This is a genomic window from Bradyrhizobium sp. CCGB12 (genome assembly GCF_024199845.1).
GTDB lineage: Bacteria > Pseudomonadota > Alphaproteobacteria > Rhizobiales > Xanthobacteraceae > Bradyrhizobium.
This window is the reverse complement of sequence record NZ_JANADO010000001.1, coordinates 8,326,993-8,348,330: the sequence shown is the minus strand read 5'-3', so window position 1 is coordinate 8,348,330 and position 21,338 is coordinate 8,326,993. Positions and strand designations below refer to the sequence as shown.

Annotated in this window: 22 protein-coding genes; 12 read left to right on the top strand and 10 right to left on the bottom strand. The window is 63.5% G+C overall.

Annotation, left to right across the window (positions count from 1 at the left end):
* The first annotated feature begins 32 nt into the window (after positions 1 to 32).
* Entirely contained in the window at positions 33 to 449 is a 417-nt protein-coding gene (gene arfB / locus NLM27_RS38345; RefSeq protein WP_254148195.1) for an alternative ribosome rescue aminoacyl-tRNA hydrolase ArfB, read from the top strand.
* Positions 450 to 613: 164 nt separating this feature from the next.
* On the opposite strand, the gene NLM27_RS38340 is transcribed toward arfB, so the two are convergent.
* Positions 614 to 919: a hypothetical protein gene (locus tag NLM27_RS38340; RefSeq protein WP_254148194.1), complete on the bottom strand. Its 306-nt coding sequence runs from the start codon at positions 917 to 919 to the stop codon at positions 614 to 616.
* A gap of 303 nt (positions 920 to 1,222) precedes the next feature.
* On the opposite strand from NLM27_RS38340, the gene NLM27_RS38335 reads away from it, so the two are divergent.
* The 4 genes from NLM27_RS38335 to NLM27_RS38320 are packed head-to-tail and all read left to right on the top strand — an operon-like array spanning position 1,223 to position 4,197.
* Entirely contained in the window at positions 1,223 to 1,609 is a 387-nt protein-coding gene (locus tag NLM27_RS38335) for a cytochrome c family protein (protein ID WP_254148193.1), read from the top strand.
* Complete coding sequence (locus NLM27_RS38330) at positions 1,610 to 2,005, top strand: VOC family protein (protein ID WP_254148192.1); 396 nt, start codon at positions 1,610 to 1,612, stop codon at positions 2,003 to 2,005.
* Positions 2,006 to 2,050: 45 nt separating this feature from the next.
* The gene (locus tag NLM27_RS38325; protein ID WP_254148191.1) at positions 2,051 to 2,599 is read left to right on the top strand and encodes a gluconate 2-dehydrogenase subunit 3 family protein; all 549 of its coding nucleotides are present in this window, start codon (positions 2,051 to 2,053) and stop codon (positions 2,597 to 2,599) included.
* A gap of 29 nt (positions 2,600 to 2,628) precedes the next feature.
* Positions 2,629 to 4,197, top strand: coding sequence for a GMC family oxidoreductase (locus NLM27_RS38320; RefSeq protein ID WP_254148190.1), 1,569 nt, complete (start codon positions 2,629 to 2,631; stop codon positions 4,195 to 4,197).
* A gap of 233 nt (positions 4,198 to 4,430) precedes the next feature.
* Here NLM27_RS38320 and NLM27_RS38315 read toward each other — a convergent pair whose 3' ends face one another.
* Positions 4,431 to 4,748 (bottom strand): ribbon-helix-helix domain-containing protein, encoded by a 318-nt coding sequence (locus NLM27_RS38315; RefSeq protein WP_254148189.1) that lies wholly within the window; start codon positions 4,746 to 4,748, stop codon positions 4,431 to 4,433.
* Between the two features lie 251 nt (positions 4,749 to 4,999).
* On the opposite strand from NLM27_RS38315, the gene mutL reads away from it, so the two are divergent.
* The gene (gene mutL, locus NLM27_RS38310; protein ID WP_254148188.1) at positions 5,000 to 6,814 is read left to right on the top strand and encodes a DNA mismatch repair endonuclease MutL; all 1,815 of its coding nucleotides are present in this window, start codon (positions 5,000 to 5,002) and stop codon (positions 6,812 to 6,814) included.
* Positions 6,815 to 6,920: 106 nt separating this feature from the next.
* On the opposite strand, the gene rsmD is transcribed toward mutL, so the two are convergent.
* Together rsmD and NLM27_RS38300 are read right to left on the bottom strand one after the other, a co-directional pair.
* A complete protein-coding gene (gene rsmD / locus NLM27_RS38305; RefSeq protein WP_254148187.1) occupies positions 6,921 to 7,478 on the bottom strand; it encodes a 16S rRNA (guanine(966)-N(2))-methyltransferase RsmD in 558 nt (185 codons plus the stop codon).
* A 140-nt stretch (positions 7,479 to 7,618) separates the two neighbouring features.
* On the bottom strand, positions 7,619 to 9,652 hold the full coding sequence (locus NLM27_RS38300; RefSeq protein ID WP_254148186.1) for a pseudouridine synthase: 2,034 nt from the start codon (positions 9,650 to 9,652) through the stop codon (positions 7,619 to 7,621).
* Positions 9,653 to 9,772: 120 nt separating this feature from the next.
* Here NLM27_RS38300 and NLM27_RS38295 point away from each other — a divergent pair, with 120 nt between their 5' ends.
* Positions 9,773 to 10,231, top strand: coding sequence for a nucleoside deaminase (locus NLM27_RS38295; RefSeq protein ID WP_254149030.1), 459 nt, complete (start codon positions 9,773 to 9,775; stop codon positions 10,229 to 10,231).
* Here the strand turns inward: NLM27_RS38295 and NLM27_RS38290 are convergent.
* Together NLM27_RS38290 and purD are read right to left on the bottom strand one after the other, a co-directional pair.
* A complete protein-coding gene (locus tag NLM27_RS38290) occupies positions 10,228 to 11,133 on the bottom strand; it encodes an alpha/beta fold hydrolase (protein ID WP_254148185.1) in 906 nt (301 codons plus the stop codon). The two genes, NLM27_RS38295 and NLM27_RS38290, sit on opposite strands and share 4 nt — an antisense overlap.
* 200 nt (positions 11,134 to 11,333) lie before the next feature.
* Positions 11,334 to 12,617 carry a phosphoribosylamine--glycine ligase gene (gene purD, locus NLM27_RS38285; protein WP_254148184.1) on the bottom strand — a complete coding sequence of 428 codons (1,284 nt, stop codon included), beginning with the start codon at positions 12,615 to 12,617 and terminating at the stop codon, positions 11,334 to 11,336.
* 343 nt (positions 12,618 to 12,960) lie between these two features.
* Between purD and NLM27_RS38280 the strand changes: the two genes are divergently transcribed.
* From NLM27_RS38280 to NLM27_RS38265, 4 genes are all read left to right on the top strand, one after another.
* Positions 12,961 to 13,506 carry a hypothetical protein gene (locus NLM27_RS38280; RefSeq protein ID WP_254148183.1) on the top strand — a complete coding sequence of 182 codons (546 nt, stop codon included), beginning with the start codon at positions 12,961 to 12,963 and terminating at the stop codon, positions 13,504 to 13,506.
* Positions 13,507 to 13,621: 115 nt separating this feature from the next.
* On the top strand, positions 13,622 to 14,632 hold the full coding sequence (locus NLM27_RS38275; protein ID WP_254148182.1) for a hypothetical protein: 1,011 nt from the start codon (positions 13,622 to 13,624) through the stop codon (positions 14,630 to 14,632).
* Positions 14,633 to 14,848: 216 nt separating this feature from the next.
* Positions 14,849 to 15,607 carry a hypothetical protein gene (locus tag NLM27_RS38270; protein ID WP_254148181.1) on the top strand — a complete coding sequence of 253 codons (759 nt, stop codon included), beginning with the start codon at positions 14,849 to 14,851 and terminating at the stop codon, positions 15,605 to 15,607.
* Positions 15,608 to 15,668: 61 nt separating this feature from the next.
* Positions 15,669 to 16,883, top strand: a complete 1,215-nt coding sequence (locus NLM27_RS38265; protein ID WP_254148180.1) for a hypothetical protein — start codon at positions 15,669 to 15,671, stop codon at positions 16,881 to 16,883.
* Between the two features lie 438 nt (positions 16,884 to 17,321).
* On the opposite strand, the gene NLM27_RS38260 is transcribed toward NLM27_RS38265, so the two are convergent.
* The 3 genes from NLM27_RS38260 to NLM27_RS38250 are packed head-to-tail and all read right to left on the bottom strand — an operon-like array spanning position 17,322 to position 19,187.
* Positions 17,322 to 17,621 (bottom strand): transcriptional regulator, encoded by a 300-nt coding sequence (locus tag NLM27_RS38260; protein ID WP_254148179.1) that lies wholly within the window; start codon positions 17,619 to 17,621, stop codon positions 17,322 to 17,324.
* Positions 17,622 to 17,625: 4 nt separating this feature from the next.
* Positions 17,626 to 18,180 carry a hypothetical protein gene (locus NLM27_RS38255; RefSeq protein WP_254148178.1) on the bottom strand — a complete coding sequence of 185 codons (555 nt, stop codon included), beginning with the start codon at positions 18,178 to 18,180 and terminating at the stop codon, positions 17,626 to 17,628.
* Positions 18,177 to 19,187, bottom strand: a complete 1,011-nt coding sequence (locus tag NLM27_RS38250) for an alpha/beta hydrolase (protein WP_254148177.1) — start codon at positions 19,185 to 19,187, stop codon at positions 18,177 to 18,179. The genes NLM27_RS38255 and NLM27_RS38250 overlap by 4 nt, the downstream gene beginning before the upstream one ends.
* A 138-nt stretch (positions 19,188 to 19,325) precedes the next feature.
* On the opposite strand from NLM27_RS38250, the gene xseA reads away from it, so the two are divergent.
* Complete coding sequence (xseA, locus tag NLM27_RS38245) at positions 19,326 to 20,948, top strand: exodeoxyribonuclease VII large subunit (protein ID WP_254149029.1); 1,623 nt, start codon at positions 19,326 to 19,328, stop codon at positions 20,946 to 20,948.
* Positions 20,949 to 21,145: 197 nt separating this feature from the next.
* On the opposite strand, the gene NLM27_RS38240 is transcribed toward xseA, so the two are convergent.
* Positions 21,146 to 21,295: a hypothetical protein gene (locus NLM27_RS38240; protein WP_254148176.1), complete on the bottom strand. Its 150-nt coding sequence runs from the start codon at positions 21,293 to 21,295 to the stop codon at positions 21,146 to 21,148.
* Positions 21,296 to 21,338: the final 43 nt, after the last annotated feature.

Below are 21,338 nucleotides of genomic sequence, written 5' to 3'. Positions count from 1 at the left end.
CGATATGTCCGGACATCACGAATGGTGCCATCATGCTGCGGATATCCCGCGATCTCGTCATCGACGAGGACGACATCGAGATCGGCTTTGTCCGCGCCTCTGGGCCCGGCGGGCAGAACGTCAACAAGGTCGCGACCTCCGCACAACTGCGCTTCGACACGCGCAAGCTGATTTTGCCGGAGGACGCCGCCATCCGGCTCGCCCGCATCGCCGGCCAGCGCATGACCAAGGACGGCGTGATCGTCATCCACGCCCAGCGCTTCCGCACCCAGGAGCGTAACCGGCAGGACGCCATCGACCGGCTCGTCGAAATCCTGAGTGAGGCAATGATACGGCCGACGCCAAGGCGTGCGACGCGGCCGACCTACGCCTCCAAGCAGCGCCGGCTCGACGGCAAGAAGCGCCGTGGCGACGTCAAGGCCGGTCGTGGCGGCCGCTTCGACGACTAAAGTGCGATGAGATTGGGATGAACCGTCATCGCGCTTTAGGTTGTTGTTTGAGCATGATCTTTTCGGAAAACCGCTTCGCACCTTTCCGGATCATGCTTTAGCGAATGCAGCCGAAAAAACTCCGGCCGCGGGGCGACCGGAGTTTTGCCGTTTCACCGGCGAGACTAGTAACGCTTGGATGGGGCTGCACCGCCCGTCGTGGGATCGTCGGCGGTCCCCTTGTGCGCAGCGCTGCCTGTGGTGCCGACCGTGCCTCGGGTGCCTTTGGTCGACTTCATGCCGGTCTTCTCACCCGCCGCGCCCGGTTGAGCGTTCATCTCCTCATCGCCACTGCCCATCGTGCTGCCTTGCATGGGTTTGCTTTGCACGGTGCCCGGCTTGGCAGTGGGGGGCGCGCTTTGCGCGAGAACGGGCGTCGCAATAAGAGCCGACAGAGTGCATGCGATCATCGAGGTCTTCACCAACTTCATCCATTTCTCCTGGATTTGTTGCGATGAATGGCTCGGCGGCTCCCGACGCCGCTCGTCTGCACCGGACCATTGCATCGCGTAGAGAGTTCAAGCGGCGCGACCGCCATGCAATGCGCCTGGTGTGGTGATCGTTTAGGGATTTGACGGCGGTTTCGCGGAATTGTGCTCCGCATATAAGGCGGCGCGGAACACCACACGCCACGTGCATCGCCTTGCGCCAAGAAACAGCCCGCTACTACCACCGCATCTTTGACGCCGCCTAGAGTTTGCGCAGGTTGATGTGGACGGGCGGGATTCTTGGCGATGCGCGCGATCGTGCTGGGATTGTGCACCGCAGTGGTGCTGATCATTCGGGTTGCCGACGCGCAGATGCCTTTGCCGGCGGCAAAGCCGCCGGATGGCGCGACACTGTTCAAGCAGCAATGCGCGGTGTGCCATACCACCAGCCTGTCGGAACCGATGCGGCAGGGACCGGCTCTGGTCAAGATCGTGGGCCGCCCCGCCGGCAAGCTCGAAGGCTTTCGCTACTCGGAGAGTCTCGCGAAAGCTGACTTCGCCTGGGACGAGGCAAAGCTCGACGCCTGGCTGATCAATCCTCAAGCCGTCATTCCCGGCGCGACCATGGTCTACCGGCAGGCGAAGCCGGAGACGCGCGCCGCCATCATCGCTTATCTGAAGGAGCAGAACTGAATGGCAAAGCCGGTTCATTCCATGATCCGTGTGCGCGATGAGGTGCGATCGCTCGACTTCTACAGGCGCGCCTTCGGCCTGGAGGTCACCGACCATCTGAAGTTCGCGGATTTCGCCCTGATCTATCTGCGTCACCCCTCCTCACCTTTCGAGGTCGAGCTGACGGTCAATTTCGATCGCAAGGAGCCATATGCGCTCGGCGATGGGTACGGCCATCTTGCCGTGGTGGTCGAAGACCTCGACGCCGAACATGCCCGCTTCGAGCGCGAGAAACTCGCACCGGGGCCCCTGCGCGACTTCAAGCACGACGGCCGAACGCTGGCGCGCTTCTTCTTCGTCAGCGACCCCGATGGCTACAAGATCGAAGTGATCGAGCGAGGTGGACGCTTCAACTGATCAGAACATAAAAATCCAAATCACAAAAATTGAAGGAGGAATGCCATGAGAGAAGTCGACCGTCGAAGCAAGCACAGCCGCCGCGTCTTTCTCAAGGGTGCGGCAACCGCCGTGCCGGTCGTCGCTGTCGCGACCAGCGTTGCCGTCAGCATCGAGGATGCCTGGGCCGATGAAGCGAGCACGCTGTCGCCGGCCACGATGAAGACGCTGCTGAAGGTCGCGCGCGACATCTATCCGCACGACGTCCTCGGCGACAGCTACTACATCACCGCGATCACGCCATGGGATGGCAAGGCGGCCAAGGATGCGTCGGTCAAGTCGCTGATCAGCGACGGCATCACGCGGCTCGATCAGAACGCACGCGATCGCCACAAGGTGGCTTACGCCGAGGTGCCCTGGGAAGCCGACCGCGTGGTGCTGCTGAAGGAGATCGAGCAAAGCGACTTCTTCCAGAAGGTGCGCGGCGACCTCGTCGTCTCGCTCTACAACCAGAAAGAGGTCTGGCCGCGGTTCGGCTACGAGGGCTCGTCCGCTGAGCACGGCGGCTACATCAACCGCGGCTTCGCCGACATCGACTGGCTGCCGAAGGCTTAAACCGCACCCAACGGTTCAGGAGAACGCATATGGCAAAATTCGATCTGAACGACTCCAGCGTTGTGGTGATCGTCGGCTCCGGTGCCGGCGGCGGAACGCTGGGCAACGAGCTCGCGCAGAAGGGCGTCAAGGTTGTCATCCTTGAAGCAGGTCCCCGCATCGAGAACCAGGACTTCGTCAACGACGAGTGGGAGAGTTTTTCCCAGCTCGCCTGGACCGATGCGCGAACGACATCGGGAACTTGGCGCGTCGCCAAGGATTTTTCGGGCCTTCCCGCCTGGATCGTCAAGGCCGTCGGCGGCTCGACGACCCATTGGGCCGGCGCATCGCTGCGTTTCGACGAGCACGAGTTCAAGGTGAAGAGCACCTACGGCAACATTCCCGGCGCCAATCTGCTGGACTGGCCGGTGACGCTCGCGGAGATGGAGCCGTGGTACGCCAAGGCCGAGAACAAGATGGGCGTGACCCGCACCAACGGCATTCCCGGACTTCCCGGCAACAATAACTTCAAGGTGCTCGAAGCCGGCGCCAAGAAGCTCGGCTACAAGACCGTGCACACCGGCAACATGGCGATCAACAGCCAGCCGCGCGACGGACGCGGTTCCTGCCAGCAGATCGGCTTCTGCTTCCAGGGCTGCAAATCCGGCGCAAAATGGTCGACGCTCTACACCGAGATCCCCAAGGGTGAGGCCACCGGCAATCTCGAGGTCCGCCCCGGCAGCATGGTGGTCAAGATCGAGCACGATCCGAGCGGTAAGGTGACCGGCGTCGTCTACGCTGACGAGAGCGGCGCGATGCAACGCCAGAAGGCGCGTATCGTCGCAGTCGCCGGCAATTCGATCGAGAGCCCGCGGCTACTGCTCAACAGCGCCTCGAGCATGTTCCCCGACGGCCTCGGCAATTCATCGGGTCAGGTCGGCCGCAACTACATGCGGCACATGACCGGCAGCGTCTATGCCGTATTCGAGAAGTCGGTGCACATGTATCGCGGCACGACCATGGCCGGCATCATCCGCGACGAGTCCGTCAACAATCCGAAGCGCGGCTTCGTCGGCGGCTACGAGATGGAGACGCTGTCGATCGGGCTGCCGTTCATGGCGGCGTTCCTCAATCCCGGCGCCTGGGGACGCCCGTTCACTAGCGCGCTGGACGGCTATCCCAGGATGGCCGGCATGTGGCTGGTGGGCGAGGACATGCCGCAGGAGACCAACCGCATCACGCTCGACCCTAGCGTGAAGGACAAGCACGGCCAGGCGGTCGCGAGCGTTCATTTCGACGATCATCCCAACGACGTCGCGATGCGCGCGCATGCCTACAAGCAGGGCGCCGCAGTCTATGACGCCGTCGGCGCCACCGTGACCTATCCGACCCCGCCCTATCCGAGCACGCACAACCTCGGCACCAACAGGATGAGCGAGAAGCCCAGGGACGGCGTGGTCAACAAGTTCGGTCAGAGCCACGACGTCAAGAACCTGTTCGTCTCCGACGGCAGCCAGTTTACCAGCGGCGCGGCCTGCAACCCGACCCTGACCATCGTTGCGCTGGCCATCCGGCAGGCGGACTACATCGCTGGCGCGATGCAGAAGAAGGAGATTTGAGGCCGGATAGGCAAACCGCTCTCTCCTCCGTCATTGCGAGCGGAGCGAAGCAATCCAGAGTTTCTCCGCGCAACAGTCTGGATTGCTTCGTCGCAAGAGCTGCTCGCAATGACGGCGGATGGAGTCTCGTAGCCCGGATGGAACGAAGCGTAATCCGGGGCCGCCGTCACTTGTGGCCCGAAACCCGGATTGCGCTTCGCTCCATCCGGGCTACGCACTCTTGTTGGGAGCAGCTACTCGGCTGCGTCGAGAATGGGCGCGACGGTCGCCTTGAATTCCGGCACCGGCACCATGCTCTTTGAGCGGTAGATCAGGCAAGAACATCGCAGCAGCGAGGCAAAATTGTTGACCTCGCCATGATGGTCGAGCACCTCGTTGTAGAGCGTGGTCAGGAACTTGCCGACGCTCATATTCTCCTTGGCCGCGATCTCCTCCAGCGTGTCCCAGAACGCCATTTCGAGCCGGATCGAGGTGCAGTGCCCACCGATCCTCAAGGAACGGGTCTGGGATTCGTAGTCGCGTTGGGGCTGGTGCGCGAAGAGATGGCACATGGCGTCCTCCCGTCCGGTTGCCATTTTTTCACGATGCTACACCGCTCCCCGGCACCTCACAATCAGGACAACGGCCGGACATCCGTTCATTCCGGTTGCGGAATTTTCTCGAACGCCCAATGTCTTCAATGTGATAGAGAGCCCTCTTCCCCAGGCCGCCACGCCGGTGTTGCCCAACCCATGCTTTTGACGCAACACGGCCTAGAATAGCGTCGTCTGCGAATCCCCCGTTCGAGCCCAAGACCGAGTTCATGCCTGTCCGCCAGCTTCCAGAGCAAGTCGTCAACCGCATCGCCGCCGGCGAGGTGGTCGAACGTCCGGCGAGCGTGGTCAAGGAGCTCGTCGAAAACGCGATCGATGCCGGCGCGAGCCGCATCGATGTCTTTACCGACGGCGGCGGGCGGCGGCGGATCGGCATCACCGATGACGGCGGCGGCATGATTGCGAAGGATCTCGCCCTCGCAGTCGAGCGCCACGCCACCTCTAAGCTCGACGATGAGGACCTGCTCCAGATCCGCACCCTCGGATTCCGCGGCGAGGCGCTGCCCTCGATCGGGTCGGTCGCGCGTCTGTCCATCACCACGCGCCATGCGAGCGAGCCGCATGCGTGGGCGCTGACCGTCGAGGGCGGCGAGAAGTCCGAGATCATGCCGGCGGCGCTGGCGCACGGCACGCGGGTCGAGGTTGGCGACCTCTTCTACGCGACGCCGGCGCGACTGAAGTTTCTGAAGACCGACCGCACCGAGGCGGAAGCGATCCGCGAGGTGGTCCGGCGCCTCGCGATGGCGCGGCCCGACATCGCCTTCACGCTGGCGGGCGAGGAACGCGCGCCGGTGACCTGGGCTGCGGCGCTGCCCGGTGCCGCCGGACGCCTGACGCGGCTCGGCGATATCCTGGGCGCGGAGTTTCGCAGCCACGCCATCGAGGTCCATGCCGAGCGCGACGGCGTCGTCGTCGCCGGCTATGCCGCGGCCCCTGCGCTGACCAAGGCCAACGCGCTCGGGCAATATCTCTTCGTCAACGGCCGACCTGTGCGCGACAAGCTGATCTTGGGGGCGGTGCGCGGGGCCTATGCCGACTATCTGCCGCGCGATCGCCATCCGGTCCTGGCGCTGTTCGTCACGCTCGATCCGCGCGAGGTCGACGCCAACGTGCATCCGGCCAAGACCGAGGTGCGCTTCCGCAATGCCGGCCTCGTCCGCGCGCTGATCGTGCATGGACTGAAGGAAGGGCTCGCACGCGAGGGCCGCCGCACCGCCGCCAACGGCGGCGAGAGCGCCTTGTCCTCGTTCCGGCCCGCCTTCACGCCGCAGCGTCCGGCGAGTTGGGACTGGCGGGCCTCGCCAGCAGCCCCGGTCGCGCCGATGCCGTCATTCGAGGGATCGGCCGCGCCCGCCTTCGCCGAGCGCGCGCAGGCCGCATTCGATGTCGGCGCGCCGAGCGCTGACATCAGGATCGAGGCGCAGCCCGTGGCCGATCTCGTCGACCGCCCGCTCGGTGCGGCGCGCACGCAGATCCACGAGACCTACATCGTCTCGCAGACCCGCGACGGCCTCATCATCGTCGACCAGCATGCCGCGCATGAGCGCATCGTCTACGAACGGCTGAAGGCCTCGCTCGCCGCCAATGGTGTGCAGCGGCAGATCCTCCTGATCCCCGAGATCGTCGAGATGGACGAGGCAACGGTGGAGCGCCTGCTGGAGCGCAGCGAGGAACTCGCATCGTTTGGGCTGGCGATCGAGTCCTTCGGTCCCGGCGCCGTCGCCGTGCGCGAGACGCCGTCGCTGCTCGGCAAGACCAATGCCGGAGGGCTGCTCCGCGATCTCTCCGAGCATATGGCCGAGTGGGATGAAGCGCTGCCGCTGGAGCGCCGCCTGATGCACGTCGCGGCGACCATGGCCTGCCACGGGTCGGTGCGCGCCGGCCGCCGGCTACGGCCGGAAGAGATGAACGCCCTGCTCCGCGAGATGGAGGACACCCCGAACTCCGGTCAGTGCAATCACGGACGGCCGACCTATGTCGAGCTGAAGCTGAGCGATGTGGAAAAGCTGTTCGGGCGGCGGTGACTGTGCCGTAGGGTGGGCAAAGGCGCAAAGCGCCGTGCCCACCATCTTCCAAGGATTTCGATAGCTGGTGGGCACGCTTCGCTTTGCCCACCCTACGGCAGCGAGACTACGGCTGCTTTCTCAGAAACACGAACTCCGTGTCGTCATACGCCCGCCGCTCCAGTTCCTCATAACCTTCCGGCGTCACGAATTGCGCGGCCTTGGCCTCCTCCACCACCAGCAACGCGCCAGGGGTAAGCCAGCCGCCGTCACGCAGGCTCGCGAGCGCCTTCTCCGCAAAGCCCTTGCCATAGGGCGGATCGAGGAACACCAGCGAGAACGGCTCGACGGGATGCGCGGGGCCGAGGTCGGTCGCATCGCGGCGATAGACCTTTGTAATGCCACCCAACCCCAACGACTCGACGTTGTTCCGCAGCAGCGCCCGCGCCTCCGCGCCATTGTCCACGAACAGTGTGAACTTCGCGCCGCGTGACGACGCCTCGATGCCGAGGGCGCCGGTGCCGGCGAAGAGATCGAGCACGCGCGCGTCCTCGATCGGATCGTCATAGGCGTGCACGAGGATGTTGAACACAGACTCGCGCAGGCGATCCGCCGTGGGGCGGATGTCGCGCGAGGACGGTGAGGCCAGATTGCGCCCCTTCAACCTGCCGCCGACGACGCGCATCTAGAAGTCTCCGTCATGCCCGGGCTTGTCCTGGGCATCCACGTTCTTCAGCCGTGGGCGCAAGCAAGACGTGGATGGCCGGGTCAAGCCCGGCCATGACGACCTGTGGCGGAGCGTCAGCGTCGTGTCAGCCATCGGCCTTACTCGCCGTCCCGCGGCGTCAGGTCGCGCTTGCCGTGATAGCCACGCTTGGGACGGCGCGGCGGGCCGTAACCGTTGGCCTCTTGCTCGTTGCGCTCGCGCGCCTCCTCGCTGCCGGTGCGCTGTACCAGCACGCGGCGGCCCTTGCGGTCGTTGATCACAGCGCGCTTGCTGGCGGGCTTCTTCTCGCGCGGTGCATCGTCGTCGCGCGAAGAAGACTTCTGCGGCACGTCGAACTGCGCACCCGACTTCTCGATCACCTTGTCGCCGAGCTGCTCGCGCAGCACGCGCGACTTAATCTCGTCGACCTGGCCTTCTGGAATCTCGCCGAGCTGGAACGGGCCATAGGAGACGCGGATCAGCCGGTTCACCTCGAGCCCGAGATGGGCGCAGACATTGCGCACCTCGCGGTTCTTGCCCTCGCGGATCGCGAACACCAGCCAGACATTGGCGCCCTGATCGCGCTCGAGCGTTGCTTCGATCGGACCGTATTTGACGCCCTCGACCTCGATGCCGTTCTTGAGCTCGTCGAGTTGCGCCTGGGTGACGTCGCCATGGGCGCGGACGCGATAGCGGCGCAGCCAGCCGGTGTCCGGCAGCTCGAGCGTGCGCGCGAGGCCGCCGTCGTTGGTGAGCAGCAACAGGCCCTCGGTGTTGAAGTCGAGCCGGCCGACGCTGATGAGGCGCGGCAGGCCTTCCGGCAGATTGTCGAACACGGTCGGACGCCCCTCGGGGTCGTCATGCGTCGTCATCAGCCCGCGCGGCTTGTGATAGAGGAACAGTCGCGTGCGCTCGCGCTCCGGCAACGGCTTGCCGTCGACCATGACGACGTCGTTCGGGGTGATGTCGAGCGCCGGCGAATTGATCACCCGGCCGTTGACGGTGACGCGGCCCTGCGTGACCATCTCCTCGGCGTCGCGACGCGATGCGAGGCCTGCACGTGCCAACGCCTTGGCGATGCGCTCGCCCGCCTTCTTGGGCTTCGGCGCTTCGTCCCGGCGGGGCCGTCCCTCGAAATCCCGATCGCGCTCGCGATAGGCGCCGCGGCCGCCGAAGGCGGGGCGCTTCTCGAAGACTCTGCTGTCGTCCTCGTTGTCGCGGCGCGGACGGTCGCGAAAACGGCCTTCGCTGCGCGGATGCTCCTGCCAATCCATGCGGCCTTCCGGGCGCTCGCGCGGGCGGTCGAATTTCGGACGGTCGCGGAACGGACGATCGCCCGGTGCACGGTCGTCGCGCGATCGCGAAAAGCGCGGACGGTCTTCACCGCGACCGCCGTCGCGACGGTCGTCACGCTTCTGCCAGGGCTTGTCCTCACCGCGGTCGCGGCCGCCAAAATCCTTGCGCGGCCCGCGATCCGCTCCGCCCCGCGAAAACTTTCGCTCGCCGTCGAACTTGCGCTCGGGACGGTCGCCGCGCGGCGCGCGATCGCCGCGATCGAAATTCGGGCGGTCGCCACGCGGCTTGAAGCTGCGCTCGCCACGATCCTCGCGCGGCCCGCGATCTCCTCCCCGCGAAAATTTCCGTTCGCCATCGAATTTGCGTTCCGGGCGCTCGCCACGTGGCGCATACGGCCGCTTGTCGCCGAACTTCCTCTCGCCGGAGCGGCCAGCCGGACGCGCGTCGTCGCGATCCCGGCGCGGCGGACGGTCGTCACGCCCGTAGGACGGACGATCGCCACGGGGCTTGAACGGCCGCTTCTCGCCATCGCGCGAGCCGCGATCGGAAAACGGACGGTCGCCGCGCGGCTTGAAGCTGCGCTCGCCGCGGCCCTCACTGGCGCGATCGTCGCGCTTGAAGCGCGGACGGTCACTGAAATCGCGGTGCGGGGCATCGCCCTCCTCGCGGCGGCGGAACGGGCGACTGTCACGGTCGCCCCGGGGCGGGCGGCTGTCGCGGTCGCCCTTGCCCTCAAAACCGCGCTTGGCGAATTTCTTGTCCGGGCCTCGCGGCTTGCCGCTGCGCCCCTTCGATGACCCCTTGGCCGGGCCTCGCCGGCCACGAGAATCGTTGTCTTTGTCGCTGTCGCGGGGCATGAATGATCTCACTCAGGGGGTCGTGCGATGAGCATTGTGCGCGCTCGTTGCGAGCCGCATGCTCAGGCAAAATCGGTATCCACTCTTGCTGAAGGCGGAGCTAGTAGCAGGTTTCTGGCGATGATACGAGGCATGAAGGCCCCTTCTTTCATGGATTTGGCGCTTCTGACGGCCGAAAATGCCGGAAAATCGGGCGAAGTTCCGATCGGATGCGTGGTCGTCCGCGATGACGAGGTCATCGCCACGGCGGCCAACCGGACGCTGACCGACCATGACCCGACCGCCCATGCCGAGATCATCGCGCTGCGCGAGGCGGCGAAAAAGGTCGGCAGCGAGCGCCTCGTCGATTGCGACCTCTACGTGACGCTGGAGCCCTGCACCATGTGTGCGGGCGCCATCTCCCTTGCAAGGGTCCGCCGGCTCTATTACGGCGCGGCCGACCCCAAGGGCGGCGCGGTCGAGTCCGGCGTGCGGTTCTTTGCCTCCCCAACCTGCCACCACAAGCCGGACGTCTATTCCGGCGTCGGCGAGAGCGAGGCGGCGCGGCTGCTGCGGGAGTTCTTTCGCGAGCGACGCTAGTCCGCGAGAAAGAACTCGCGCAGAGCCCTCGCGGTATCGTCCGGATTCTCCTCTGTGAGGAAGTGGCCGGAATCCACCGGCATGCCCACGACGTTCGTGGCCCATTGCGTCCAGGTGTCGAGCGGGGTGGCGGCGGCCTGCGCGATGCCGGCATCGCCCCACAGCGCCAGCATCGGAATGGTGATTTTCTTGCCGGCCTCGAAATCGGCCTTGTCGAGGTCGTAGTCGAAATAGGCGCCGGCGCGATAGTCCTCGCACATCGCATGCACCCGCGCGGGATCGCGGAACGGGGCCATGTAGTGCTCAAGCGCGCGCTCGTCGATTTCCTCCAACGTCTTCGACCTGGTCTGGCTCGCCATCTTGAAGCGCAGGAAGAATTCGCCATTGCTGGAGATCAACGTCTCCGGCAGCGGATAGGGCTGCGCCAGGAAGCTCCAGTGATAGATCTTCAGCGCGTAGGCGCGGTTCATCCGCTCCCAGTAATTATAGGTCGGCAGGATATCGAGCACCGCGAGCTTCGACAGCCGGCCGGGATGGTCGAGCGCGAGGCGGTAGGAGACGCGGCCGCCACGGTCGTGGCCGGCCAGCGCGAAGTGCACGTGGCCAAGGCGTTCCATCACCTCGACCATGGCCTTGGCCATCGCGCGCTTGCTGTAGGGGATGTGCAGCGCATCGCTCTGGGGCATGTCGGACCAGCCATAGCCCGGCAAATCGGCGATGATCAGCGTGAAGGCGTCGGCAAGCTCTGGCGCGACGCGGTGCCACATCACATGCGTCTCGGAGAAGCCGTGCAGGAGCAGCAGGGGCGGGCCCTTGCCGCCGACACGGGCGAAGATGCGGCCGAAGGAGGTGTCGATCCATTTGGCGGCAAAGCCCGGATAGAGGTCGGCAAGATCGGACATCTTCTGCATCCTTATCTGATCAGTCCCGGAGCTGCGCCAACAAAAATGGCGAAACAACCCCATGCACAGTAGCAGGGTCATCATCGGCGAGGGCTGCTAAGCCCAACGGGTGACTACGCATTTCTGGAACGTCGTTGTGGCGGCGCGGTGGCACGCGGCAATTTTCGTTGCCGGTGCACGCTTTTCCGGAAAAAAGCCTGTCAGCTCCGGGCTTTCTCCGCTTCCACCGCTTGCCAGCCGATGTCGCGGCGGCAGAAGCCTTCGGACCAGTCGATCCGGTCGACGGCCTGATAGGCGCGGCCTTGCGCCTCGGTCACGGTCTTGCCGAGCGCGCAGACATTGAGCACCCGGCCGCCATTGGCGAGGATGGCGCCATCCTTCTCAACCGTGCCGGCGTGGAAGATCTCGACGGCGTCGACCTTGGCGGCCGCATCGAGCCCGTCGATCCGCGTGCCCTTCCGGTAGTCGCCAGGATAGCCCTTTGCCGCCATCACCACGGTGAGCGCGGAGTCCGGATGCCAGCGCAGATCGAAATTCTTCAGCTGCCCGTCACAGGCCGCAAGGAAGGCCGGCACGATGTCCGACATCATGCGCAACATCAGCACCTGGCACTCGGGATCGCCGAAGCGCACGTTGAACTCGAACAGCTTGGGGCCCTGCGTCGTCAGCATGATCCCGGCGTAGAGGATGCCACGGAACGGCGTGCCGCGCTGCTTCATGCCTGATACCGTCGGCAGGATGATCTTGGCCATGATCGCGTCGTGGATCGCAGGCGTCACCAGCGGCGTCGGCGAATAGGCGCCCATGCCGCCCGTGTTGGGACCGACGTCGTGGTCGAACACGCGCTTGTGGTCCTGGGCCGAGGCCAGCGGAATGGCGGTCTCGCCGTCGCACAGCGCGAAGAAGCTGATCTCGCGGCCGGGCAGAAACTCCTCGATCACGACTTCGGCGCCGGCCTCGCCAAAGGCGCCTTCGAACATCATGGCGATGGCGTCCTCGGCCTCGCGCACGGTCTTGGCGACGACCACGCCCTTGCCGGCGGCAAGGCCGTCGGCCTTGACCACGATCGGCGCGCCCTGGCTCTGGACGTAAGCGCGCGCATCGCCAGCGTTGGTGAAGCGCTTGTAGGCGCCGGTCGGAATGCCGAATTCGGTGCAGAGTGCCTTGGTGAAACCCTTGGAGCTTTCGAGCTGGGCGGCCACCTTGCTCGGCCCGAACGCCTTGATGCCGGCGGCGGTGAGGTCATCGACGATGCCGGCCGCCAGCGGCGTCTCCGGGCCGACCACCACCAGCTCGACCGCGTTCTTCCTGCAGAAATCGATCACCGCGGTATGGTCGGCGACATCGAGCGCCACGCATTCGGCCTCCCGCGCGATGCCGGCATTGCCGGGCGCGCACCAGAATTTGGTCACCAGGGGGGAGGCTGCGATCTTCCATGCCAGGGCATGTTCGCGGCCGCCGGAACCGAGCAGAAGAATGTGCATCGAAGGCTCAGAATAAGGGGTTTGCTGGGGGCGGAGGTCGCACGAATCGGCGCGGGTCTCAAGGGGGCTGGCCCCGAACTCCCCGTCATTCGGGGACGCGGCGAAGCTCCTCCTCCGTCTGCCCTTACGGCAGACTCAATACCGTGAATTGCCGAGCAAAATCAATCGGCAATCGCCCGAGTGTATGACCAGTGTGTAAAGTAGAAATTCCGCGAACGCTGGCGGGATATGGCCAGTGCCTCACTGTGGCGAGTACAGATTTTCGCGCAAACGGGCTTAGTTCCGGAGTAGGTGTTGGCGACCAAATCAGCGAGCCGTTAGACGAATCGCTTATGTTGCCCTGATGGCCGAGGAAAAACTTTACTTCACTGACGAGAAGCAGCCTCACGCGATTGAGCCGGGCGCGTTCCTGCTCGACCTTTACCGACTCGTCTGCATGGCTTCAGCATCTCGCGACGTGGCCACGCTTGGCCTTACTTCGTCTGCCATCGCAATGATGCAGGCGGGCTACTTCAAGTCCGAAGCAACGCGAATTTTGATCTCTTGTGCGGCGGGCGTGCGAATCCAGTTCGATCAATCGCAGGGACCAGCAGACGAGGCGAAATCCGATTGCGGAAAGCTGTTTCCAAACTGGGTGACCGATCGAGACAAGGCCGAGGTCCTCACCTTGCGCGAGGCCTGCAACAAGATCATTCACGCAACCGATATCCGGTTTGATGTTGAAATTCCCGATGCGGACAACAACCCGGATGAGGAAGGGGCTTATTACCAGCCGCGCCTGTACCTGTATGGAAGCAAGGGGCGCAATGACTGGCGCGCCGAGCTATCGCTGATCGACTTCGCGCGATGGGCTGCGGTGGCGTTCAGGTGGTTTGCTGTTCTGAAATGACCCGATGGGCGGCGTTTGCCGGCAGCCGTGCCCAAAGCCGCGACGGGCTGCCCTCTGCATACCCGAAAAACGCTATAAAGTGCTGGGGGACGCAGATTCTCATCATGGGCCAGTAATGCCCCTTTATCACTCGACCATCTTTTCAGGTGACTACCCCGGCACGGCTTTTAAGGCGACGGCGGCCGCATGGCAGTATGAAAAAGCATCCGGCGTTTTTCGAGGTACCCGTGACGAATTGTATGCCGAAAATGAACGTATTCGGCTAGAGCGCGGTCACGCACCTTCGCAGAACTACTATGGCGAGGGACATCCGGTATTTTTCGACATGGAGATAATGATACGCGCGGCGAATGAGCAGCGCGCCCGTCAAGCCGTCACCCTCCTGTGTTCGGCAATCGACGTTTTACACGGCAGTGCGATGGGATACACAGATCCGATGGAGGACATTCCCGTTCGCCTCAGTGGGACGAACCAAGATGCGCCCTCGTTCTACTCAACAAGCGGGATCACCACAGCGTGCCGTTTTGCTGCGCTCGTGAGCAGAGCTTCTCTAGCTTACGCCATGCACAAGCTCGCTTACAGTTACCGCTCGGCGGGTGCGCATCACATGAATATGCATCCGCGTTATTCACCGCACGAATTTCGAGTGCAGAAAGAACCGCTCGCTCACGTCCGCATAGCGAATGCGATTACCTTAGCCTATTCGGCTATTGAAGAGATGCAGCTTGAGCTGCGCGCTAGTCGAGAGAACCCGTCTCGACTAAAGGACGGTTCGTGGAATCCTGTCGTGCGCAACGAACTTGAGCAGCGCCTGCAGAAGGCCAAGATCGACATTAACGATCCATTTATTTGGACCATTAGAGGGCCGAAGACTCGTATAGAGCGCTCGCGACAAATTCCGTCCATTGGGAAGGCGAAATGGACTTACGGCATGGTCCGAGATCGTAAGGTGTCGGTTGTTGATGCCTTGGCATATGCAAGTTGGCTTCGCAGTACGACCACTACGCACCGTTTTACGAAAACGAGCGCGAGCCTCACCGTGGGCGACGCTTACAACGTGCAGCTCTTGGCACGAAAGCTGCTGATGGAACGCTTCGGCTTCTGGGATAGGACCGTGCGCGCCTGATCCATCAAGCCGCCTAATTCGGTGACGACGGATCACCGCGTTTAAGCAACCTCCCTGTGAATAACCGGCACATGCGCCCCAAGGCTCGTATTGCCACCCTGCATTGTGCCATCGTGAGGGACACGCTGATTCGAGTGAAGCCTTGGGGCGCGCGTACGGCGATTGCGCCCGTTGATGGTAGCGCTCAGCGATCAGCGTCGTTCCTCGGAGAGACAGATGGACTTAGATGAGGCAATTGCCATACTGCTCGAACTTCTGCGGAATGACCGCGCGCGAAACTACGGATATGACCTATACGCACGCACTGGAGCAGAGTTTGCAGCTCGACAGCGGCATCCTCACGAGCACTACTTGGACGGTCCAGTTCGCGAGCTGTCGCCGATATTCTACGAAGCAGCTTGGGAATTGTGCAGGCGCGGAATTGTTCGACCGGGCGTCCGACGGTCTGGCGAGCAAGCGGTCGAAGAAGGCGGCTATTCGCTCACGGTTGCCGGGCGTGCCGCTCTAGCAAATCTTGACGCAGCAACCATTCTAATCGCGCAGCCCGGCTCACTTGCCGCGACCTTCAACGGCTATCGACAACTTTTCGGTGATGGATTTCACCAGCGCGCCATGGAAGCCATCAGGTGCCGAAACGCTGAAGCATGGCTGGCTTGCTGTGCAATGGTCGGCGCAGCCGCCGAGTCCATTTTACTTGCAATTGCGATCACCAAAGAAGGGGACGAGGAACGAGTACTACGAGTGTATCGCGGCAATCGGGGACGCCAAGCGGTGTTAAACATGATCATTGGTCAAGCCGACGTGCAGAGGCGCAACACACTAACTACCTTTGCAGGTATCGTCTCGCTGTGGCGAGATGATGCCGCGCACGGCCGGGCCAGTCCTATTGATACATCAAATGCGGATGAGGCCCTACGTCAGCTTCTCCACATGTGCCAGTGGGTTGATCGCGAGTGGGATAACCTCACCGCTTAGCTCAAACGACATCGGAAAACCGACCCAGCACGAAATCATCATCTCGCAATTGGACCCTAAAATGTTCGAATTGCCGCCGTTTCGAAAATGCCCGAAGTGCAAAAAACAAAAATTCGGGACGCTTTCAGTGAGTGGCAACGCCGTTACCAAGCGCTGCGCAGATTGCAGGTACTCTCATGACGAGATTCTTCCTGACTTCGATAAGCGTGTCGTCTATTTGGATCAATTTGCGGTATCCGAGCTCTACAAGACAAAAGAGGGGAAGCGTCGGCTGGGCGCACCGAGCGCAACATTTTGGCAAAGATGTTACGAGCTTGCTGACCTCGCTTACAAGCGCCAGCAGGTCATATTTCCGGCCTCCAACCTGCATTCAGACGAGACAATTGTCTGGCACTCGCCAAGCGAGTTAAGGTTGGCGCATGAGATGTTCAGTGGCGAGACGTTTTTTGACAGAACCGACGAAATTGCAACAAATCAAGAGTGGGAATTTGCTGAGGCCTATATCAGCGGCTCCAGCCCTCCTGCTCTGACTTTTGACGTCGATGATATTCTGTCTGGTGACCGCAACGACTGGCTCCCAGTCTACCACATCAGCATCGATTCCGATTATTCGATTTTTGCTCCGGGTCTACGTAGGGATCGATCGGTCGCAGAGACGAGCTTGAAGAGCCTTGCCGAAGGGTGGGCAAAGAGTCGACCGACGTTCGACCAAATCCTAAGGCACGAGCTATCCAGCTACGGGTCCGCCATGCGCGAGGCTCTACGTGATCAGGTTGCCAAAACACAGGCGGCAATGGCTTCGGACGATCCGTCGAGTGTATTGGAGTTGCGCTTTGGCTTAATGAAGCGGTACCGTCAACTTGCCGCTATGTTCGTTGATCGAGGTGTACCACCTCAAGATGCCTTCAATGAAGTATCCAAGTTTCTTGATTGGCCGGGGAATCAGGAACAGCCAGCGCATAAGATCTTCGCTTACCTAATCGCCGCCCTTGGCTGGAGAGTGTCGTCTGGACAAAGTCCAAATGTCGGTGCCGGCATCCTGAACGACTTCACGGCTATAGCTACATATGCGCCTTTCGCGGATGCCATGTTCGTAGACAGACAGTGCGCGTCACTATTGCAGCAAGGTCGGCTTCGCTCTGAATTGTCCTACAAGGCGCGCATATTCTCGATGAGCAACCAGCAAGAATTTTTGGATTATCTCAAGCAGCTTGGCGACTCTGCCACCGACGAGGTCCGACAGCTTGCAAATGAGCTGTACGGTGCGGAGCGATAGGCGAGACGCAAGTCGCGGAAGGTCTCGCCCTTCATCGCTTTGTGAGCAGGCTAAGGGGCCGCCTTCAGCATCTCCTGCAGCGCACGGCCTGAGAACCAGCCTTTGAAATCGGGATGCATCGGTGCGTTGCGCCGCTGCATGTAAGCCGGGTGTTAAAAACAGCAGAGGCACAGCGGCTGCACTGTGCCTGCATAGGCGCTCGCCCAGTCCCACAGCGAGTTCAATGACTTAGATAGTAGTTTTACACCCGCTGCCGCTGGGCAGCAACTTGCATACTCCCCTTGCGGGAGAAGGTGGCGCGAAGCGCCGGATGAGGGGTCTCCATCTGCGGAGAGACTTTTGATGAGGGGCGAACCCCTCACCCCAGTGACTCTGCGTCTACCGTCCTCGCTGCCCTCTCCCGCAAGGGGAGAGGGCACAATGATTGGCACCGCAGCGCTACACCTGCTTTCCCGCGATGATCTCCTGCAACGTCGCCACATGCCGCGCGAAGGCGCCTCGGCCGGCGGCGGTGGCGGTCACTGTCGTCTGTGGCTTCTTGCCGACGAAGGCTTTCTCCACCGACACGTATCCCGCTTTCGCCAGCGTCTCGATATGCGCGCCGAGATTGCCGTCGGTGGCGCCGGTGAGCTTTTTCAGACGCGCGAATTCCAGACCTGACGCGACCGGCAGCGCGTTCAACGCCGCCATGATCTTCAGGCGCAGCGGCTGGTGGATGATGTCGTCGAGCTCGGCCATGCCGCTAGATCCGCCGCATCCAGAGGCCGCCGAGGATCAGGCCGCCGCCGTTGACGAAGGCCATCCAGAGCGGGAACGCCTCGCCGATATAGAAGAAGCCGATCAAGGTCAGCGCGGCGATGCCGAGACCGATCGCCACGAAGGCATGACCGAACCAGAGGCCCGCCATCGTATAGAACAGCATGAAATAGAGCGGCCAGAACGTGCCCAACTGGCGCGGACCGAAATGGCCGATCACATTGGTGCAGAGATAGCCGAAGGCGAAGAACAACACGAGCACCAGCAGCATCCTGATGCTGGCGACGCTCCCATTGGGGTATTGCGGCGGATTCAGGACGCGGAGTACGACCAGACCGCCGACGCCGACGACATCCGTGGCAACCCAGGCGTGGACCGCATAGACCGGCCAGAGCCAGGTGACGAGATTGGCTGCGAACACCAGCACGCCCCACCAGACCGCTGCGAGGCTCGCAAGCTCATAGAGCTGCGATTGCTTCACGCGCTGGACGATGTCGTCGATATCGGCCAGCGCTGCGGACGCCTCCTTGCTGTCGATCATGACTGCCCGCTCCCGCGCGTTGCCACGTCCTCGGCGATCGCGGAGACCGCCTTCGGATTGGTGACGATGCCCATGTGGTTGATGCCGTCGATGATCTTGACGTCGATCGACGGTTTGATGGCCTGAACCGCCTCGGCATATTTGTCCGAGATCATCATCTCGTCCTCGGCGGCGCCGAAGATCGTGATCGGACGTGTCGTTGCCGGCAGATCGATGCTGTAGCCGCGCGTCGCGAAGTTGCGCATCAGGCGGTCGGAATAAGTGGAGACGAGGTACCTTGCCGAGCTCGACGGCACGGCCAGCGCGAGCACCGGCAGCTGCGCGCAGCAGTCGATGCCGAGCTTGCGCAGCGCCGCCAGACCAAGGAGGCGCGGAATGTCGGCGTTGGCCCAGCCGCCGGAATGCGGCCTGTTGGTCGGCGCGTCATAGCCGAGATAGGGCGCGAGCAGGACGGTGCGGACGAACATGTCCTGCATGATCGGTGTCGCGGCAACGCGCAGCGAGAAGCCGGCGCCGGCGGAATGGCCGATCAGGGTCAGCGGCAGGTCAGGCGCGTTCTTGCGGACATGAGCGACGAAGTCGACGAGGTCGTCCTCGAGCTGACCGACATAGCCGATATCACCGCGCGTGCCGGAGCCGCCATGGCCGCGGACGTCCAGCGCCCAGGTCTCCACCCCACGCGCGGCGATCGCATGGGTCAGCGCGTGATTGACGGTGCCGCTGGAGCCCGAGGAGCCGTGGATGAAGATCGCGCCCCGGCCTGTCTCCGTGCCCTTCGGCGCATAGTGGCGATAGCCGATCCAAGTGCCGTCGCGGGCCTGAAAGCGCTCGAGCGGCGGCAGCGTGGACCAGTCGATGCCCTTGGCGGACTCCGAGACCGATCGCATCTCAGGCGGCCGCTGCAACGGCGTCGCGATCATCGCGCCCAGGATCAGCGCCACGCCGCCGACCGCACACAGGACCCATTTCAGGCCGTTCAAAACGCCGCGCAGCAGCCGGATCGCCATGGCTCATCTCCTGGAAACTCATCTATTAACAGAGAACTCTATATTACAGAGCACTCTTTCGATCAATCCCGGGATTGGCGCCGCGGAGCGAAAATCCTTAACGTCAGGTCTGACCCCAAAATGCCGAATCGTTTGCCGATGCCGCCTGCGGAACAACTGAACAACGCGTTCGAATTCACCGTCTCCGAGCTCTCACAGTCCCTGAAGCGGACGGTGGAGGACACCTATGGCCATGTCCGGGTCCGCGGTGAGATCTCGGGGTTCCGTGGCGCCCACTCCTCCGGCCATTGCTATTTCGCGCTCAAGGACGAGAGCGCCAAGATCGAGGCGGTGATCTGGAAGGGCGTGCACGGGCGCATGCGCTTCAAGCCCCAGGAGGGGCTCGAGGTCATCGCCACCGGCAAGCTCACGACCTATCCGGGCTCCTCGAAATACCAGATCGTGATCGAGGCGCTGGAGCCCGCCGGCATCGGCGCGCTGATGGCGCTGATGGAGGAGCGCAAGAAGAAGCTCGCAGCCGAAGGCCTGTTCGACGAGGCGCGCAAGCAGCTCCTGCCCTGGCTGCCGGAGGTGATCGGCGTCGTGACCTCGCCGACCGGCGCCGTGATCCGCGACATCCTGCACCGGCTGGAGGACCGTTTTCCCCGCCGCGTGCTGGTGTGGCCGGTCAAGGTGCAAGGCGAAGGCTCGGCCGAGCAGGTCGCGGCCGCGATCCGCGGTTTCAACGCGCTGCCCGAGGGTGGCAAGATTCCACGCCCCGATGTGCTGATCGTCGCGCGCGGCGGCGGCTCGCTGGAGGATCTCTGGTCGTTCAACGAGGAGATCGTGGTGCGGGCCGCAGCCGAGAGCATGATCCCGCTGATCTCGGCGGTCGGGCACGAGACCGACATCACCCTGATCGACTTCGTCGCCGACAAGCGCGCGCCGACGCCGACGGCGGCGGCCGAGATGGCGGTGCCGGTGCGCAGCGAATTGTTCGTCGAGGTCGCCGATCTCGGACGCCGCACCCGCGCCTATTGGCAACGCGCCCAGGAGAGCCGCCGCAGCGAGCTGCGCGCCGCCGCCCGCGCGCTGCCGGCGGCCGGCGATCTCTTGGCGATCCCGCGGCAGCGGCTGGATTCGGCGGGCGCATCCCTGCCCCGCTGCCTCAAGGCCAACACCCATGCGCATTTCCGCAGATTCACCGCCGCCGGCGCCAAGCTGACGCTGCGCGTGCTTCATGGCCAGATCACGCAGGCCGATCACCGCCTCACCGTGTGCGGAGAGCGGCTCGGCCTGTCGGCGCGCTCGTTGCTGCGGCGCCGGCGCGACCGCTTTGCGGGGCTGGAGGTTCGCTTACGCGCCTCGAAGCTCTCCAACGCGCAGGCGCAGCGCAATGCGATTGCCCGCCAGCGCGAGCGCACGCATCGGCTGTCCGAACGCGCGGGCCGCGCGCTCGTCACGCTGCTGCAGCGGCTCGATGCCCGCGTCGAGAACAGCGGCAAGCTGCTCTCCGCCCTGTCCTATCGCAGCGTGCTCGCCCGCGGCTTTGCCCTGGTGCGCGATGAGGCCGGCCATCCCCTGCATGCGGCAGACAGCGTCGGGCCGAATGCGCGGCTCGAGATCGAGTTTGCGGATGGACGTGTTGCGGCGACCGCGGATGCGGATCGCCCCGCGCCTGCGGCAAGGCGTGCGCCATCGCAAGCCAAGCCCGCCGCGCAGGACGCAAAGCCCGCACCGAAACGCGTGGCCAAGCCGGTGGATCAGGGCAGTCTGTTCTGAGTGCGAGGACGGGGCGAACATCCTCGCCGTCGTCCTGGCGAAAGCCAGGACCCATACCGCGGAATCTAACGGTTGCGCGCGATATCAGTCCCGAACGACCAGTCTTCGCCAAAACACTCCCTGGGGTAATGGGTCCTGGCTTTCGCCAGGACGACTCCGGGAGAGAGTGCGTGTCACACCACCATCGTCGGTGACGCCTACCTACACGACAATCCCGCATCGATCGTGGTCCAGAAGCCGCAATGTTCCGGCGCGCGCAGCGTGGCGCCGGCATGGGCTTCGAACAGGAAGACCGCGACGGTGAAGACGATCAGGGCGGAGGCGAACAGGACGATACGGTTGCGCATATGAACGCGTTTAATCGACATCGTGGTCGAATGATGGCGTCGC

Coding starts and splice junctions, on each gene's coding strand:
- NLM27_RS38315 (WP_254148189.1), bottom strand. CDS start 4,748: ATGTGCCATCTCTTCGCGCACCAGCCCCAACGCGACTACGAATCCCAG.
- NLM27_RS38290 (WP_254148185.1), bottom strand. CDS start 11,133: ATGTCCGATCTTGCCGACCTCTATCCGGGCTTTGCCGCCAAATGGATC.
- NLM27_RS38240 (WP_254148176.1), bottom strand. CDS start 21,295: ATGCGCAACCGTATCGTCCTGTTCGCCTCCGCCCTGATCGTCTTCACC.
- NLM27_RS38280 (WP_254148183.1), top strand. CDS start 12,961: ATGGCCGAGGAAAAACTTTACTTCACTGACGAGAAGCAGCCTCACGCG.
- xseA (WP_254149029.1), top strand. CDS start 19,326: ATGCCGCCTGCGGAACAACTGAACAACGCGTTCGAATTCACCGTCTCC.
- NLM27_RS38300 (WP_254148186.1), bottom strand. CDS start 9,652: ATGCCCCGCGACAGCGACAAAGACAACGATTCTCGTGGCCGGCGAGGC.
- NLM27_RS38250 (WP_254148177.1), bottom strand. CDS start 19,187: ATGGCGATCCGGCTGCTGCGCGGCGTTTTGAACGGCCTGAAATGGGTC.
- purD (WP_254148184.1), bottom strand. CDS start 12,617: ATGCACATTCTTCTGCTCGGTTCCGGCGGCCGCGAACATGCCCTGGCA.
- NLM27_RS38270 (WP_254148181.1), top strand. CDS start 14,849: ATGGACTTAGATGAGGCAATTGCCATACTGCTCGAACTTCTGCGGAAT.
- rsmD (WP_254148187.1), bottom strand. CDS start 7,478: ATGCGCGTCGTCGGCGGCAGGTTGAAGGGGCGCAATCTGGCCTCACCG.
- NLM27_RS38335 (WP_254148193.1), top strand. CDS start 1,223: ATGCGCGCGATCGTGCTGGGATTGTGCACCGCAGTGGTGCTGATCATT.
- NLM27_RS38295 (WP_254149030.1), top strand. CDS start 9,773: ATGATACGAGGCATGAAGGCCCCTTCTTTCATGGATTTGGCGCTTCTG.
- NLM27_RS38330 (WP_254148192.1), top strand. CDS start 1,610: ATGGCAAAGCCGGTTCATTCCATGATCCGTGTGCGCGATGAGGTGCGA.
- NLM27_RS38275 (WP_254148182.1), top strand. CDS start 13,622: ATGCCCCTTTATCACTCGACCATCTTTTCAGGTGACTACCCCGGCACG.
- NLM27_RS38255 (WP_254148178.1), bottom strand. CDS start 18,180: ATGATCGACAGCAAGGAGGCGTCCGCAGCGCTGGCCGATATCGACGAC.
- mutL (WP_254148188.1), top strand. CDS start 5,000: ATGCCTGTCCGCCAGCTTCCAGAGCAAGTCGTCAACCGCATCGCCGCC.
- NLM27_RS38260 (WP_254148179.1), bottom strand. CDS start 17,621: ATGGCCGAGCTCGACGACATCATCCACCAGCCGCTGCGCCTGAAGATC.
- NLM27_RS38320 (WP_254148190.1), top strand. CDS start 2,629: ATGGCAAAATTCGATCTGAACGACTCCAGCGTTGTGGTGATCGTCGGC.
- NLM27_RS38340 (WP_254148194.1), bottom strand. CDS start 919: ATGAAGTTGGTGAAGACCTCGATGATCGCATGCACTCTGTCGGCTCTT.
- NLM27_RS38265 (WP_254148180.1), top strand. CDS start 15,669: ATGTTCGAATTGCCGCCGTTTCGAAAATGCCCGAAGTGCAAAAAACAA.
- arfB (WP_254148195.1), top strand. CDS start 33: ATGCTGCGGATATCCCGCGATCTCGTCATCGACGAGGACGACATCGAG.
- NLM27_RS38325 (WP_254148191.1), top strand. CDS start 2,051: ATGAGAGAAGTCGACCGTCGAAGCAAGCACAGCCGCCGCGTCTTTCTC.